Source organism: Phenylobacterium sp. (assembly GCF_036263695.1).
In the GTDB taxonomy this organism is placed as follows: Bacteria; Pseudomonadota; Alphaproteobacteria; order Caulobacterales; family Caulobacteraceae; genus Phenylobacterium.
The window spans coordinates 1-15,532 of sequence record NZ_DATAGM010000390.1; the positions used below are offsets into that span (position 1 = coordinate 1).

Genomic DNA, 15,532 nt, shown 5'->3' on the forward strand with positions numbered 1-15,532 from the left:
CACGCACACCGAGCAAAAAGAAGCGCCGCCGCGCGTCGCGCGGCGGCGCATCAACTTACTTCAGAGCGTCGGCGACGGTCTTGAACTTGGTGTTCAGGTTGCCACCCAGCAGGGTCAGAACGCCGATCAGAACGACGGCGATGAGGGCGGCGATCAGGCCATACTCGATGGCGGTGGCGCCGGACTCGTCCTTCATGAAGCGCGAAACGAACTTCGACATTGCTCTCTCTCCTTCTGCGAGCAGGTGTTGAGGGACCAGGCCTTGACCTGCTCGCCCCTGATTACCAGCCCACTTTCGCGGATCGCGCTTAATTCCCAGTAAAAGCGATTAGTTGCCCAAATTTTTCTTTTGGTTTACGCGAATTTACTATTGATGTTCGTTAACCGTGCGCCGGAAACGGGCCAGAATCGCGCCTTCGACATTTAAGACTCTCGCGCACGTGAGGGCCGGTCGGTTTAGGCTTTATTGACCATTCCCGGCGGAATCTGCCGCTCTACCGTTGGAGCCGCCCACATGCGCCTGATGCTCGCCGCCTTCGCCGCCCTGGTTCTCGCCGCCCCCGCGGCGGCCGAGACCATGCGGATCGAGCTCGATCACAGCACCCGGATCCGGCTGCCGAGCCCGGCCCGCGACGTGCTGCTGGCCAATCCGGACGTGGCCGACGTGACCATGCTGGACACCCGCAACCTGGTGGTCCTGGGCAAGGCCTATGGGATGACCCACCTGCTGGTGGTCGACACCGCCGGCCGCACCATCTTCGACCGGAACCTGGTGGTCAGTGCGCCAGTGAAGGGCCACGTCTCGCTCTACCGGGGGCCGGAGCAGCGCAACTACGCCTGCGCGCCCGACTGCGAAGTCGCGGTTCGCAAGGACGAAGACGCTTCTTCCGCCGCCCCGGCTCAGTCCCAGCCGCCCCTCGCCGCACCCTAGCCGGCGCACTTAACGGTCGCTTAGCCGCGTTCGGCTAGCCTGCCGGCCACGCTTCCGCACGCCGGCAAGGACCCAATGGCCGCCAGCTTCGCCCGCATCGCAACCCAGATCCGGCGCCTCGCCCGCGCCCGGGACGGCGCGACCGCGGTCGAGTTCGCGCTGATCGCCACGCCGTTCTTCCTGCTGCTGATGGGCATACTGGAGCTCGGCCTTGTGTTCCTGGTCTCGACCACCCTCGAACACGCGACGCAGGAAGCCTCCCGCCAGATCCGCACCGGCGAGTTCCAGGAAGGCGGCGGCGTCAGCTCCGCGGACTTCGAGGAGCTGGTCTGCGAGGGGCTGGCCTGGATAGGAAACACGTGCGCGGCCCAGCTGGACGTCGACGTGCGCGCCTACGCCAGCCTGCCGGCCATGCTGAACCCGCCGGCGTATGATCCGGACGAGGCCTGCTTCGAGGCGGGCGGGCCGGGCCAGGTGGTCCTGGTGCGCACCTCCATCCGCTGGAAGATCTTCACGCCGCTGCTGCGGCCGAGCATGGCGACCGCCGCCGACGGCGCCCGCCTGATCCAGAGCAGCACGGCCTTCAAGAACGAGCCCTACCCGGGCGACCAGCCGGCGGACGTGTGCGCGACATGATGCGCCGTCTTACTTCCTTCACCCGCGACCGGCGGGGCGTAGCGGCGGTGGAGTTCGCGCTCATCGCGCCGCTGATGATCGCCCTCTATTTCGGCCTGGCCGAGCTGACGATGGGCCTGATGGCCGAGCGGCGGTCGAGCCACCTGGCCTCGATGGCCGCCGACCTGGTGGCCCAGGACGCCCAGACCGACGAGGCGACGCTGGACCAGGTGCTGGCCACCGGCCCGACGATCATGGAGCCCTTCCCGGCCGCGCCCGCCGACCTGAAGGTGAGGATCAGCAGCGTGGTCTCCGACGAGGACGGCGAGGTCACCGTAGACTGGAGCCGCGCCACCAGCGGCTTCTCCATCCGCACCAAGGGATCGAGCGTCGAGAACCTGCCGGAGGACCTGCTCGGCGAAAACGAAGGCCTGATCCTGGCCGAGGTCGAGTACAAGCACACGCCGGTGATCGGCTACGTCATCGACGAAACCATGACCTTCAAGCAGCGGTTCTTCCTGCGGCCCCGCCAGGCCGCCCAGGTGGCCTGCACCGACTGCGACTAGGCTGCGACCAGCGCGGCCAGCCGGTCCACCAGGGCCGACGGCCCGAAGCTGCGCCCGTTCCAGGCCGCGACCGGCCGAAGGCCGATCAGGCTATTGGTCAGGAACACGGCCTGCGCCGCTTCCAGCGCCGCCTCGGTCGCCCGCACTTTGGCGACGGGCTCGCCGAGCGCCGCCGCCGCGGCCAGCACCCGAGCTCGCATCACCCCGGCCAGCACCCCGCAGGCCAGGTCCGGCGTCTCGATCCGACCGTCGCGGATCCAGAACAGGTTGGCCGCCGCCGCGCAGGCGAGCTCGCCGCGTGTGTTGACCATCACCGCCTCGTCGGCCCCGGCCGCCCGCGCCTCCTGCCTGGCCAGCACATTGTCGAGATAGGCGAGCGCCTTCAGGCGCGAGGCCGGCGAGTCGGCGTTGCGGCGCACTTTGGCGGTGATCAACCGGGCGGGGCCTAAGGGCGCCGGCGCCGGGGCGGCGATCGCGAACATCCGGCTGCGGACGGGGTCCGGACGGTCCAGCCCGCGCCCGCCCGAGCCGGCGGTCAGCGTCAGGCGCACGGCCGCGCGGGCCTGGTCCAGACCGGCCGCAGCCAGGGCCTCACGCGCCAGACGCTCCGCCTCCTGCGGCTCCGCAGCCGGCAAGCCCAAAACCTCGCAGCCCGCCGCCATCCGGTGCAGGTGCGCCTGCCAGTCGACCAGTTGGCCCGCCTGGGCCAGCACCGTCTCGAAGAGCCCGTCGCCGAGCGTCAGGCCGCGGTCGTCTGGCGGGATCACGGGCCCGCCCCGCAGAGCGCCCGCGCCAGGGCGGCGATCTTCGCCTCGGTCTCGCGCCGCTCGGCTCCGGGCTCTGAATCGGCGACCACGCCGCCGCCGGCCCGCGCCTCGACAGCCCAGCCGCGGGCGGTCTCCTCAAGCGCGGCGGTGCGGATCAGGACGCTGGAGTCCATCGCCCCGTCGAAGCCCATCCAGAACAGCGAGCCGCAGTAGGGGCCGCGCGGCAGCTCGTGGGCGGCGATCACCTTCATCGCCTGCACCTTGGGCGCGCCGGTCACCGAACCCGGCGGAAAAGCGGCCCGCAGCAGGTCCGGCGCGGCGCGGCCGGGCGCCAGCTCGGCGGTGACGGTGGAGACCAGGTGGTGGACGTTGGCGAAGCTCTCCACCGCGAACAGGTCCGGGACGCGGACGCTGCCGGGCGTCGCCACCCGCGCCAGGTCGTTTCGCATCAGATCGACGATCATCAGGTTCTCGGCGCGGTCCTTGGCGCTGGCGATGAGCTCGGCGGCGAACTCGGCGTCCTCGCACGGGGTGCGGCCGCGCGGACGCGTGCCCTTGATCGGCCGGCTTTCGGCCCGCCGGCCCTGCAGCCGCAGGAACCGCTCCGGCGAATTGGACACCACCGCCAGCCCCGGCAGGCGCAGATAGGCCGCAAATGGCGCGGGGCTCTGTGAGGCCAGCCGGACCAACAGGTCGAAGGGCCGCGCGCCGGGCCGAAGCCCGCCCGTCCAACTGCGGGCGACATTGGCCTGGAAGATCTCACCCGCCTGCACCCGCCGCACCACGTCGGCGACCACCGCCTCGTGGCCTTGGCCGCTGGAGGCGGTCAGGCCCGACGTGAGAGGGCCGCGGTACGGGGCGACTCGCGGCGCCTCGAACCAGCCGATCGCCGCCTGGGCGCGCATCTCGGCCTCGGCGGGCGCCTCGCCCCGGCCGACGGCGACGACCCTCCTGTCCACGTGGTCGAACGCCAGCACCGCCGGATAACGGGCGGCCGCGAGGTCCGGCCAGCCGGGTTTGCGGGCCAGCGCCAGGGGCTCCACTCGAGCCCCGAGCTCGTAGCCGGCCAGGCCCATCAGGCCGCCCTGGAACGGCGGGCCTTCCGGCGCTGCGGGCGCGGGCTCGCCCAACAGGTCTCGTAGCGCTTCGAACGGCTCGATCGGATCACCCGGGCCGACGACCAGCGTCGCGTCCGGCTCGCGGGCCAGGTAGGACCAGCGCGCCTGGGGCCCCGCGCCGCCCGAGACGAGGCCGACCGCCCAGGGCTCGTCCGCGAAGGCGGAGAGCGCCTCGAGGGGCTCGCGCCAGGGCGCGTCGAGCAGGACCGTGCAGCGCATGGCGGGGCAATAGCCCCCGGCGGGGCTCGGCGGAAGGCTCAGCGGGCCCGATCGCCGCCTCTGACGAAGAAGAGGCCGACGAAACCGGCCGCCAGCAGCAGGATGATGGTCGCGAATCCGCCCTGCTGCGTGCCGAAGATGCGGGTGCCCTGGTTCACCAGGAACGAGCCCAACCAGATCGTCGCCGTGCCGGACAGTGCGTAGACGCCGAAGAAGGCGCCGGTCTGCTCCGGCGGGGTCAGGCGGGTCAGCAGGGTACGGCTGGAGGCGTAGTGAGCGGTGATGAACACCGCGTTGGAGAAGCCGATCAGGATGAAGATCAGCTCCGGCAGGGTGCGGAACACCGGCCCGTCCCACAGCGGCGGGTGCGCGGCCGCATCGAAGCTCCAGAAGTAGAGGATCCGGGCCGGCGCCATGCCGATGAAGGCGATGACGCCCAGCACCGACATGCCAATCTCCACCAGCACCGCGCGCCGGGGACCGAGCCCGGCGTCCAGCCAACGGCCGACGAAGCCGCCCAGCACCGCCAGCACGGTCAGGACGAGACCGAACACCAGCATCTCCAGCGGCCCCCAGCCCATCACTCCCGCCGCATAGATGCCGGCGTAGATCAGGATCGCGGTCATGCCGTCGACGTAGAACATTCGGGCCAGCAGGAAGACGGCGGCGTCCTTGTGCGCCTTGACCGTCGAGACCATCCGCCAGAGGTCCCGCGCCCCGTCGGCGAGCGCCCGCAGGAACGGCACGCCCGTCTTCGGCGCATCCGGCGTGAACAGGAACAGCGGCAGGGCGCCGAGCGCGAACATGGCGGCCGCCATGGGGGCGACGATCCGCTCCGGCTCGTGCGCCGCGGGATCGAGGCCGAACAGCGGGGCCGAGGGTACGAAGCCCCAGTCGACCTTGCCCGGCAGGGCGAAGGCCCAGGCGGTGAAGCCGAGCGCCAACAGCGCAAAGGCGTTGCCCAGCGCCAGCGCCAGGCCCGAGGCCTTGTGCGCGCCGGAGAGCCCAGCCGCCCGCACCAGCAGCGAGTTGTGCAGCACCTCGGTGTAGGCGAACAGCAGGCCGATGATCGTGGTCAGCGCCATCACCCAGGTCACCGAAAGCCCGCCAGGCGTCGCCCACCACAGGGCCCAGATCATCGGGATCATCAGGATGACGATCGGCGCGAGCAGCGGCTTGCGGCGCCCGATCCGGTCCACGGCCGCGCCCAGCAGCGGCGCCGTCGCCATCACCGCCCAGCCGGAGTACTGGCTCCAGCGCGAGACGATCTCCTGCCCGCGCACCGGGTCGCCCACCAGGGTCGACGCCACGTAGGGCATGAAGATGTAGATGGTGATCAGGATGACGTAGGGGTTGCGGGCGCCCTCGAACAGCGACCAGGCCAGCGCCCCACGGTTCAGAGGCGCATCGCCGCCCAGTTCGGCCGCGGCCGGCGGATCGACCACCGCGGCCGGGCCGTGGGACTCCACGGCTGTGGATTCGGTCACGTCTCGCCTCCCCCGTCGGCCGCTCTGGCGGCGGCCTCATCGGGGGATAGTGGTCGCTCGCCGGGCGGCTGTCGAGCTAGCCGGCCAGCTTCGCGTCGGCGGCGGCGAGCACCTCTGTGGCGTTCACCTTGTACCCCTGCGCCGCCAGCGCCTCGCAGAGCGCGGTCAGGCACAGGCGCACGTGCCAGGGGGTGGCCGACGCGCCCATCAGGCCGATCCGCCAGACCTTGCCCTTCAGCGGGCCGAGGCCGGCGCCGATCTCCAGGTCCCAGCCCTTGAGGACGTGAGTGCGGACGGCCGCCTCGTCGATCCCGTCCGGAACCAACACGGCGTTGAGCTGCGGCAGCCTGTGGGCCGGGTCGACCAACAGTTTCAAGCCCGCCGCCTCGAGCCCCGCGACCAGCGCCTCGTGCATCCGTGCGTGGCGGACGCAGGCCGCCTGCTGGCCTTCCTCGAACAGCACCACCAACGCCTCGTGCAGCCCGTAAAGGGCGTTGATCGGGGCGGTGTGGTGATAGGTCCGGCCGCCCTCGCCGCCCCAGTAGCTCATCAGGAGGCCGAAGTCGCAGAGCCAGTTGCGGGGCTTTTCCTTGCGCGAGGCGATCGCCGCCTGAGCCCGCTTCGAGAGGGCGAAGGGCGACAGACCCGGCGGGGCGGAAAGGCACTTCTGGGTGCCGGAATAGATCGCGTCAGCGTCCCAGGCCGCGGCGTCCACCGGGATGCCGCCCAGGGAGGTCACGCAGTCGACGATGGAGAGGGCGCCGTTCTCGCGCGCCAGCCGGCACAGCGCCGCCGCGTCGCTGCGCGCGCCGGTGGAGGTCTCCGCATGGACGAAGGCCAGCACCTTGGTGGGCGCGGCTTTCAGCGCCTCCTCGACCTTGGCCAGGTCGACCGGCTGGCCCCATTGGTCGTCGACGGTCACGACCTCGGCGCCCGCCCGGCCGGCCATGTCGGCCATCCGGCCGCCGAAGGCGCCGTTGACGCAGATCACCGCCCGGTCGCCCGGCTCCAGCAGGTTCATGATCGCCGCCTCCATGCCGGCGGTGCCGGGCGCGGGCAGCGGGATGCAGGCGTGGTCGGGGGCGCCCATCAGCCGCTGCAGGGCGGATTTGATCTCCTCCATCAGCCCCTGGAAGTCGGGGTCCAGATGGCCGATGGTCGGCCGCGACAGGGCGGCCAGCACCCGCGGGCTGACGTCGGACGGGCCCGGCCCCATCAGGATCCGGCGCGGCGGCTGGAAACTCTGCATCACCCCTCCTGCGGCGCCTCTGGGCGCCGGCGCGTCACGTTTGCGTGCGTCACGGCGGGGTGATTAGTGGAAAATCCCGGCCCAGCGCAAATTAATCCACAGGATCTCTTCGGAGGGTCCGTCCCTGATAAGCGCCCGTCGCGGTGAGGCCTGCGGCGGGCGCTGCTCGTTCCAGGATCAGCCCAGGACCTTCGCCGCGATCTTCTCCCGCAGCCCGGCGTCGACGCCCAGCACCTCGGTCAGATAGCCGTCGATGGAGCCGCATTCCTCTGCCATGCGGTCGAAGGCGATGTGCAGGTATTCCGGCGCGACCGAAACGCCCACCCGCAGCGCCTCGTCGGCGGGCCGGCGGCCGAGGTTCTGCTCGAGGAAGTCCCCGAGCGAGGCCATCCGTCGGGTGATCCGGCTCTCCTCGTTGGTCAGCAGATAGTCGGCGACGATGTCGTCCTCGTGCACGCCGCAGATGTGGTGCGTCAGCGCGCAGATCATGCCGGTGCGGTCCTTGCCCGCCGCGCAGTGGACCAGCACCGCTCCTTCCGCCTGCGCCAGGGCATGGAACCAGCGGGAGAACAGCTCCACGTGCCGGCCCTCGAAGGGCGTTAGCGCGTAGAAGTGGCGGCAGTCGTTGCGGAACCACTCCGCGTCCAGCTCGCCGGCGCGGGCGTTCTCCACCCAGGCGTCGTGATCGTCGAGGTCGGATGCGATCACCTGGCGGGCGAAAGTCTCATGCCGGCACGGCTCGCGCCGCCGCTCGGAGGGCCGGCGCAGGTCCACCACCACCTCGATGCCGAGGTCCGTGAGCCTGGCGAGGTCCGCCTCGGTGGCGGCCGCGTGGTGGGCCGATCGGAACAGCCTCTGGCGCTTCACGCCCCGCCCGCAGCGGGTGGCGTAGCCGCCGAAGTCGCGGAAGTTCTCGATGCCGTCGAAGTCGATGTGCCGGTCCATGCGCCGATCTAAGCCGAGTCCCGGCGGAACGAAAGGGGATCGGGACGCTCTACGCCGGCTCCGCCGCCGCAACCTCTGAGACGGGGAACGCTGCGCCCGGCAGGTAGAGCAGGATGGGCCGGATTTCGTAGACGGCCGTCGGGTTGGCCTTGCGCAGCTCCCGCGCCATCTCGACCGCCTCACCGCGGCTCGCCGCCTCGACGACGTAGAGGCCCAGCAGCTGCTCCTTGGTCTCGGCGAATGGCCCGTCCAGAACCACGCCCTTCCCAGGGCCGCGAAGGGTGACCGCATCGGCCGTGGCGCCGAGGCGCGCCGCGGGCCCGAGCTTGCCGTCCGCGACGAGGCGGTCGTTGACCTTCAGGAGGTCGTCCATGAGCGCGGAATCCTCATCGGCGCTCCAGGACTGAACGACGTGTTCCTCATGATAGGCCAGTATGGCGTAGAGCATTGCGCTTCCCTCGCGACGGACGCTGCGGCCATGGAAGCCCATCGGCGCTCTTGGCTCAAGGTTATCCGAATGCGCGCGCCAACCGCTCCTGCTGCTGCCGGGCCGGCGAAGCCTTGGACGCGGGGGAGGCGCCCTCCTCGAGTGTGAACTGGCCCATGAGCCGCCGCAGCTCGACAGCCTCCTGAGCCAGCGCGCGGCTCGCGGCGGTGGACTCCTCGACCATCGCCGCGTTCTGCTGCGTCATCTGGTCCATCTGGTTCACGGCCCCGTTCACCTGCGCCAAGCCGACCGCCTGCTCCTGCGCCGATGTCGCGATCTCGGTCATCAAATGGCTGATACGCCCGACCTGACCGGCAATCTCGTCCAGCGCGGTGCGCGTCCTAGCCACCAACTCGACCCCGGCCTCCACCTGCGTCGACGAGGTGGAGATCAGCGTCTTGATCTCCTTGGCCGCCTCGGCCGACCGTTGCGCCAGAGCGCGCACCTCGGAAGCGACGACGGCGAAGCCCTTGCCGGCCTCGCCAGCCCGCGCAGCCTCCACGCCGGCGTTCAATGCCAGCAGGTTGGTCTGGAAGGCGATCTCGTCGATCACCGAGATGATCTTCCCGATCTCGCTGGCCGAGCCCTCGATCTCGCCCATCGCCGCCACCGCCTTCGAGACCACGTCTCCGCTGATCTCGGCGGTCGAGCGCGCCTCGGCGACCAGGCCCCGGGCCTGGCCCGCATTCTCCGCGGTGCGCTGCACCGTGGCGGTGATCTGGTCGAGGGCCGCCGCCGTTTCCTCCAGGCTGGCGGCCTGCTGTTCCGTCCGCTTGGACAGGTTGTCCGCCGCCTGGCTGATCTCGCCCGCGCCCGACGTGATAGTCTCCGTCTTGCCCGCGACGACGGTCATCGCCTGCTGCAGCTTGTCCAAGGCGGCGTTGAAGTCGTCCTTCAGCTTGCGGTAGGCGGACGGCACCTCGGTTCGCACCCGGACCGTCAGGTCCCCCTGGGAAACGCTGGACAGGCCGGATGCAAGAACATCCACCACCATCTCCAGCTCCTTCGCCGCCGCCTCCCGCGAGCGGGCGTTTTCGGTGCGCTCGGCCTCAGACTCGGCGCGCAGCCGCTCCTGCTGCTCGCGCAGCCGCCGTGCATCGGCGAGCTCGTGGCGCAACGTCTCGAGCGCGCGGGCGATGACGCCCAGCTCGTCCTGGCCGTCGGCTCCGGGCACCTGCGTCTCGTAGTCCCCGGAGCTGAGCCGATCCACCGCACTGGTGGCGCGGGTCAGCGGGCGCTGCACCAGCATCCGGACGGCGGCGTAGAGCGCGCCCAGCACCGCCGCCAGGATCAGCACGCCTCCGACGGCGACGCTCAGCAGCAGCTCACGGACCGGCGCCGACACCGTTTTCGCCGGCGCGTCCACCACCACGGCCCAGGTGGCGTTCAAGGTCGGCAGCCGCACCGGAACCAGCAGCCTGGCCAGCTCGTCGGCGCCCTGACGGACACCCTTGATCTCGGCTTCCTTGGCAGAGCTGAGCACGGTGCGCACGCTTTCGGAGCCCGCGTCGGAATACGGCTTCATCCTCAGCGCCTCGTCCGGGTGGGACACCCACTTGGCGTCGCCGGACAGCAGCATGACCCGTCCGTCGCCATAGGGCTTCAGCTGGTCAAGGCTGGCGGCGAGGTCGTCGAGGGCGATGTCGAGGCCGGCGACGCCGATCAGCCGCCCTTTTGAGACCACCGGAAAGGCCACGGAGGTCATCAGCACAGTCTTGCCGCCGACCTCGTACGGGTAGGGCTCGGTGATGGCGGGCCGGCCGCTCTTAGCGGCCAGCTCGTAGAACTCCTGGCCATAGACGGCGCTGTCCTCAGGCGGTTCGATGGCAAGGCGCCCATCGCTCCGCGCCACATAGGGCATGAACGCCCCGGAGCTGTTGGAGCCCAGGTCGGTGCGGCCAACCATCTCCGAGTCGCGACCGTCCCAAGCCCCGGGGGCGGAGAAGAACCAGCTGCCCATGACGAGGTCAGAGGCCGAGGCGTTCGGCTTCAGAAGCTCGACGACCGCGGCCCGGTCCCGTTCGCCCCGCTCGTGAGTCTTGGCGATCGCCGAGGCCATGCTCTGGGCCGCCGCCTCGACCCTGGTGAGCCGCGCGCCGACTTCGCCGGCGGCCGACTGCCCGATGGCCACGCCGTAGCTGTCGGATAGGCCGCCCACGGTCTTCTGGGACTGAAGGCCCAGGACTCCCGCCGCGCCGAACAGCAACAGCCCGATCGCCGCCCCCGCTACACCCAACAACTTCGCGGAAACGGAACCACGCATGCGAAACACCGAAAGCGACACAGCAACGAAGAGGTCCTGAAGAGCGCGAAGTTGCTTAACGTCGAGTTTAGCTTGGCTTGCATTTGCCCCGGCGGCGGGCGATCTGGCGGCGATGAAGTCCTGGCCAAACGTGATCCTCGTCGCCGCCTTGACGGCCGCGTTCGCCGTCGCCTCGTGCGAGCGCCAGGACACGCAGGCGCCTGCCGAAGAGGTCACCACCGCGCCGGCGCCGAACGACGAAGGTCCCTGGCGGCTCGAGGCTTCCGCCACTGCGGGCTCGGCGCTGGTGTTCAGCGACGGCGACGGCATCGAGCGGCTGCGGCTGGTCTGCCGGCGGGGCCCTGCCGAGTTCGTCGCGCAGGCGGCGGACGTCCAGCCGATCGGCAGCGAAGAGCGCTTCACGCTCGGCGTCGGCGAGACGCTCTTCACCCTTGTGGCCGATGTCTCCTCCGGCCTGCCGTTCGTCGAGGCCAAGGCTCCGCTGTCGCCGGCGCTGATCGCCGCGCTTGGCAGCGGCCAGCCTATCGCCGCGAACTATGGCGCAACCAACCTCGGCCCGCATCCGCCCCCCCAACGCGAGGTCCGCGACGCCTTCATTAGAGCCTGCGAGCAGGCTCTGACCGCCTAGGGCTGTACTCAGAGCACCAACCGGACACTGCGGATGTCCACAAGGGTGGTTTGCGGACGGGGCTAGCGCAGGTTGTGCCGGGAGGCGTGCGAAATCGAGGGGACGATAGAATGCGCGGCTGCTGGTCCGGCGGGCGCAAACGTGATGTGCATTCTCAACGATAGCGCCACCGGGCGCCCGCCACCCCCAAAACACCGCGGCAGAGGACGGCGCTGGCCGCGTCTCGCAGCCGCCCGCTGGGGCAGGGCGGCTGACGTCCGTCCGGGCGCTGAGCGAAGGTCGCGGACGGCGGTCTTTCAGTTTGTGCCCCGCTCGCCCTGCAAACGCGCTAGGTGAGGCCTTCCCAAGCAAGAGAGATCACCATGCCCGCCTACACCATCGTCACCACCAGTGCGGCGCAAGGCAGCGACGAGGCCGAGATCAATACGCTCGCGGACGATTTCGGGAATGAGAGCGAAGCCATCGGGTACGCGCGCCGGATGGCAGACGAGATGCTTGGCCTGGCCACACAGCTGTCCCTGGACTTCGACTACAGCAACGTCAGCCTCTACGAGGGCGACCTGATCGACGAGGAGCTGGATCCGCAGAACCCGTCCTTCGTCGGCATGTGGATCCTGGATGAGGCCGCCGTCGCCTTCATCTCGGCCGCCGAAGTCCGCGAAAACGAAGGGGCGGAGCCTGCGCCACAGTAAGGCCTCGACCAGCCGCATCGACGCCACGCGTGCTGTTTGGCCTCTGGCGGTACAAAGATCGGGTGAGGCCGGGACGTGCAACGGCCGCAAATGACCGCTGCGCGTCACTTGCGTTGAGCTGACACGCCGAAGGTGGCCGCGGCGACCTCCTCCATCGCGGCTATCGACCGGCTGTTTCATTTCGGGCGCGGAGCGCAATCGTCGACAGGGAGTTAGCGCACCTGCGCCAGGTGGCGCTGTCTCTTGGAGAGGCGCGTGGTTCCGCAATCAGAGTTAGTCCAAGCTCCAGTGGCCGACCAGTTGGAAAGCGCCGATTTGAGGCTGGGCCGGCGCCTAGCCGCCCACCGTGACCGGCCGCTCGTCAAGGCTGTGGCGAAGGTCGGCAAGCTCTCCGATCAGGAGCCCCTCTATGTGCTCAGCGGCCTGCTCGCGGTAACGGGGCTCGTCTTGCGGCGGCCGCGCTTGACGCAGGCGGGATTAACGATGGGCCTTGCGGTGGCGGGCGCCGACCTCGCTAAGAGCTGCCTGAAGAGCCTGGTGACACGCACGCGACCTCATGTGTTGCTGGATGAGGCGCGCTACGAGCGCAACACAGGCGGCTCTAAGGCAAAGCCTGAGCAATCCTTTCCCTCAGGGCACATGGCCGGAGCTGTGGCGGCGGCGTCTGCGCTGTGGCGCATCTACCCAGGGTCCCTGCGATACAGCGCTCCGCTCTGTGGCCTCGTCGGATGGAGTCGCATGTCCAAGGGCGCCCACTGGCCCTCTGATGTTGCGGCAGGCGCCGGCATCGGTCTGGCTTCTGGAGCGGCGACCGCGTGGCTCTGGCGGCGGACAGCACAGATGGCGGAGCGCATCTCCTCCGAAAGGACCCCTGTTCCGATCCTCGATCGGGTCAATTCGGCTCGTGCAGAGGCCTCGTGAGCATTTCTTTCGACGCTTGGGGTCGAAAGGGGACATGGGGCGCTCGGACAGCACGCAGACCTTGCTCCAAACGCTAAGCGCAACCTCTAGCGGAACGGCGGCTCGTCAAAGCTGCGCAGCTTGCGGGAGTGGAGGCGGTGGCCCTCCTCGCGGAGCAGGTCCATGGCGGCCAGGCCGATCTGCAGGTGCTGGCCGATGGCCCGCTCGTAGAAGGCGTTGGCCTGGCCGGGCAGCTTGATCTCCCCGTGCAGCGGCTTGTCGGAGACGCATAGCAGCGTTCCGTAGGGCACCCGGAACCGATAGCCCTGGGCGGCGATGGTGGCGCTCTCCATGTCGATGGCCACCGCCCGGGACTGGTTGAAGCGTATGGCTGAGAGCGAGAAGCGGAGCTCCCAGTTGCGGTCGTCGGTGGTCACCACGGTGCCGGTGCGCAGGCGGCGCTTGAGCACGTCGCCGCTCTCGCCGGTGACGATCTCCGCCGCCCGGTTCAGCGCCTGCTGCACCTCGGCGATCGGCGGGATGGGGATCTCCGGCGGCAGCACCGAGTCCAACACGTGGTCGTCGCGCAGATAGGCGTGGGCCAGCACATAGTCGCCGATGGTCTGCGAGCCGCGCAGGCCGCCGCAGTGGCCGATCATCATCCAGGCCTGCGGCCGCAGCACCGCCAGGTGGTCGGTGATCGTCTTGGCGTTGGAGGGGCCGACGCCGATGTTGATGAGGGAGACGCCGCGGCCGTCCTCGGCCAGCAGGTGGTAGCCGGGCATCTGATGCTTGCGCCACGCCGCTTCGGAGACGGCGTGCTCGGCGTTCGCCGTCTGCTTGGTCACCACCACCCGGCCGGCGGCGGAGAGGGCTGTGTAGGGCCCGTCCTCCTCCAGTTTGCGGATCGCCCAGCGGACGAACTCGTCCACGTAGCGGTGGTAGTTGGTGAAGAGGACGTACTGCTGAACGTGCTCGGCGGGGGTGCCCATGTAGTGGGCCAGGCGCGCCAGCGAGAAGTCGGTGCGCAGCGCGTCGAACAGGGCCAGCGGCCGCTCCTCGCGCTCGCCCTGCTGCCAGTAGCCGTCGGCGATCTCATCGCCGATGAAGGCGAGCTCGGTGGTCGGAAAGTGCCGGGCTATGGCCGCCGAGCCGACGTCCGCGAGCGCCAGGTCCGAGCCGTCCAGCACGTAGGGGAAGGGGATCTCCTGGTCCGAGCGGCCGACGTCCAGCTCGACGTCGAAGTCCTGCATCAAGAGGGTCAGCTGTTCGCACAGGTAGTCGCGGAACAGGTCCGGCCGGGTGACGGTGACGGCGTAGCTCCCCGGCGCAGAGATGCGCGCGTAGGCCCGCGACAGCCTGGGGAACTCCCGCCCCGCTGGCCAGGTCAGCCTCAGCTCCGGATAGACGAAGGCGCCGGATCGGCGCAGCTCGGGATCGGGCGGCTCGCCTGCCAGCAGGAAGGCCTTGAGGGCGGTGCGGAGCGCGTCGACCGAGGCTGAGTATTCTTGCGTGAGGCGCCCAACGATCTCACGGGCGCGGTCTTCTGGAGTCATCGGTTCTTATAGCCTGCGCAGCCGGGCCGAGGCGAGCGCGGCCGCCTTGGGCGCGGGCTCGCCGGTCCCCATATTCGAAAGGGCGGGGCGATAGGGCCCCTTATCGGGTGAACGCAAAACAGGAAGATGAAGAACCACCTTCGCACGTTCGTGCTGCTCGCGGCCCTGACCGCGATTTTCGTGGGGGCCGGCTACATGGTCGGCGGGGCGACCGGCATGGCCATCGCCTTCGTGCTGGCGGCGGGCATGAACCTGGTCAGCTACTGGAACGCCGACAAGATCGTGCTGCGGATGTACCGGGCCCAGCCGGTCGACGAGCACCACCCCGAGCCGCTGATCCGCAATTACGTCCGCGACGTGCACGAGCTGGCCGACCGGGCCAGCCTGCCCCGGCCCGCGGTGCATGTGATAGACAACCCCCAGCCCAACGCCTTCGCCACCGGCCGCGACCCGCAGCACGCCGCCGTGGCCGCCACCACCGGCCTGCTCTCGATGCTCGACCGGCGCGAGATCCGCGGGGTGATGGCCCACGAACTGGCGCACGTGAAGAACCGCGACACGCTGACCATGACGGTGACCGCCACCATCGCCGGGGCCATCTCGGCGCTCGCCAACTTCGCCTTCTTCTTCGGCGGCCGCGACGAGGAGGGCCGGCCCACCGGGCTGATTGGCGCGATCGTGGTGGCGCTGCTCGCGCCGATGGCGGCCGCGCTGGTTCAGTTCGCCATCAGCCGCGGGCGCGAGTACGAGGCCGACCGCCACGGCGCCGAGATCAGCGGCGATCCGCAGGCGCTGGCCTCCGCCCTGCAGAAGATCGACGCCTACGCGCGCGGCGGCTACGTCAACGCGGACGCCGAGCGCAATCCGGCCACCGCCCACATGTTCATCATCAACCCCCTGACCGGCCGCGGCGCCGACAACCTCTTCTCCACCCACCCGGCGACCCACAACCGGGTGGCGGCGCTGATGAGGCTGACGGGGATCGCCGCGCCGAAGCCGGCGGCGCGGGTCGCCTCCGGCCACCGCGGGACCAGCGTTCCAGTGACCCGCACCGGCCCGCGCCTGCCCTGGAGCTGACCCTCAGCACCGCTCATCCCGACGCAAGTCGG

At 70.0% G+C, this 15,532-nt stretch carries 16 protein-coding genes; 7 read left to right on the top strand and 9 right to left on the bottom strand.

The annotated features are described in order from the left end of the window. Positions 1-55: 55 nt before the first annotated feature. The gene (locus VHK87_RS15735) at positions 56-220 is read right to left on the bottom strand and encodes a Flp family type IVb pilin (RefSeq protein ID WP_329635837.1); all 165 of its coding nucleotides are present in this window, start codon (positions 218-220) and stop codon (positions 56-58) included. Positions 221-514: 294 nt separating this feature from the next. Between VHK87_RS15735 and VHK87_RS15740 the strand changes: the two genes are divergently transcribed. The 3 genes from VHK87_RS15740 to VHK87_RS15750 all read left to right on the top strand — a co-directional run bounded on the left by VHK87_RS15740 (position 515) and on the right by VHK87_RS15750 (position 2,112). After that, positions 515-931, top strand: a complete 417-nt coding sequence (locus VHK87_RS15740) for a pilus assembly protein N-terminal domain-containing protein (protein WP_329635838.1) — start codon at positions 515-517, stop codon at positions 929-931. 75 nt (positions 932-1,006) lie between these two features. Next, a complete protein-coding gene (locus tag VHK87_RS15745; protein WP_329635839.1) occupies positions 1,007-1,567 on the top strand; it encodes a TadE/TadG family type IV pilus assembly protein in 561 nt (186 codons plus the stop codon). Then, the gene (locus VHK87_RS15750) at positions 1,567-2,112 is read left to right on the top strand and encodes a TadE/TadG family type IV pilus assembly protein (protein WP_329635840.1); all 546 of its coding nucleotides are present in this window, start codon (positions 1,567-1,569) and stop codon (positions 2,110-2,112) included. The genes VHK87_RS15745 and VHK87_RS15750 overlap by 1 nt, the downstream gene beginning before the upstream one ends. On the opposite strand, the gene VHK87_RS15755 is transcribed toward VHK87_RS15750, so the two are convergent. The 7 genes from VHK87_RS15755 to VHK87_RS15785 all read right to left on the bottom strand — a co-directional run bounded on the left by VHK87_RS15755 (position 2,109) and on the right by VHK87_RS15785 (position 10,620). Continuing rightward, positions 2,109-2,879: an aminotransferase class IV gene (locus VHK87_RS15755; RefSeq protein WP_329635841.1), complete on the bottom strand. Its 771-nt coding sequence runs from the start codon at positions 2,877-2,879 to the stop codon at positions 2,109-2,111. The genes VHK87_RS15750 and VHK87_RS15755 overlap by 4 nt on opposite strands. Beyond that, the gene (locus VHK87_RS15760) at positions 2,876-4,216 is read right to left on the bottom strand and encodes an anthranilate synthase component I family protein (RefSeq protein ID WP_329635842.1); all 1,341 of its coding nucleotides are present in this window, start codon (positions 4,214-4,216) and stop codon (positions 2,876-2,878) included. Before VHK87_RS15760 ends, VHK87_RS15755 begins: the two co-directional genes overlap by 4 nt. Positions 4,217-4,254: 38 nt before the next feature. Further along, complete coding sequence (locus VHK87_RS15765) at positions 4,255-5,703, bottom strand: MFS transporter (protein ID WP_329635843.1); 1,449 nt, start codon at positions 5,701-5,703, stop codon at positions 4,255-4,257. A 76-nt stretch (positions 5,704-5,779) separates the two neighbouring features. Next, positions 5,780-6,952 carry an alanine--glyoxylate aminotransferase family protein gene (locus VHK87_RS15770; RefSeq protein WP_329635844.1) on the bottom strand — a complete coding sequence of 391 codons (1,173 nt, stop codon included), beginning with the start codon at positions 6,950-6,952 and terminating at the stop codon, positions 5,780-5,782. Positions 6,953-7,129: 177 nt separating this feature from the next. After that, positions 7,130-7,897 (bottom strand): tyrosine-protein phosphatase, encoded by a 768-nt coding sequence (locus VHK87_RS15775; protein ID WP_329635845.1) that lies wholly within the window; start codon positions 7,895-7,897, stop codon positions 7,130-7,132. Positions 7,898-7,946: 49 nt separating this feature from the next. Further along, on the bottom strand, positions 7,947-8,387 hold the full coding sequence (locus VHK87_RS15780; protein ID WP_329635846.1) for a YciI family protein: 441 nt from the start codon (positions 8,385-8,387) through the stop codon (positions 7,947-7,949). Between the two features lie 19 nt (positions 8,388-8,406). Further along, positions 8,407-10,620: a methyl-accepting chemotaxis protein gene (locus VHK87_RS15785; protein WP_329635847.1), complete on the bottom strand. Its 2,214-nt coding sequence runs from the start codon at positions 10,618-10,620 to the stop codon at positions 8,407-8,409. Between the two features lie 139 nt (positions 10,621-10,759). Between VHK87_RS15785 and VHK87_RS15790 the strand changes: the two genes are divergently transcribed. The 3 genes from VHK87_RS15790 (at position 10,760) to VHK87_RS15800 (ending at position 12,888) form a co-directional block, all read left to right on the top strand. Next, a complete protein-coding gene (locus tag VHK87_RS15790) occupies positions 10,760-11,275 on the top strand; it encodes a hypothetical protein (RefSeq protein ID WP_329635848.1) in 516 nt (171 codons plus the stop codon). Between the two features lie 362 nt (positions 11,276-11,637). Beyond that, entirely contained in the window at positions 11,638-11,967 is a 330-nt protein-coding gene (locus VHK87_RS15795) for a hypothetical protein (RefSeq protein WP_329635849.1), read from the top strand. A gap of 288 nt (positions 11,968-12,255) precedes the next feature. Next, the gene (locus VHK87_RS15800; protein ID WP_329635850.1) at positions 12,256-12,888 is read left to right on the top strand and encodes a phosphatase PAP2 family protein; all 633 of its coding nucleotides are present in this window, start codon (positions 12,256-12,258) and stop codon (positions 12,886-12,888) included. Between the two features lie 86 nt (positions 12,889-12,974). Here VHK87_RS15800 and VHK87_RS15805 read toward each other — a convergent pair whose 3' ends face one another. Then, positions 12,975-14,423, bottom strand: a complete 1,449-nt coding sequence (locus tag VHK87_RS15805) for an AMP nucleosidase (protein ID WP_329635851.1) — start codon at positions 14,421-14,423, stop codon at positions 12,975-12,977. A gap of 126 nt (positions 14,424-14,549) precedes the next feature. Here VHK87_RS15805 and htpX point away from each other — a divergent pair, with 126 nt between their 5' ends. After that, on the top strand, positions 14,550-15,500 hold the full coding sequence (gene htpX / locus VHK87_RS15810) for a zinc metalloprotease HtpX (RefSeq protein WP_329635852.1): 951 nt from the start codon (positions 14,550-14,552) through the stop codon (positions 15,498-15,500). The last annotated feature ends 32 nt before the right edge of the window (positions 15,501-15,532 follow it).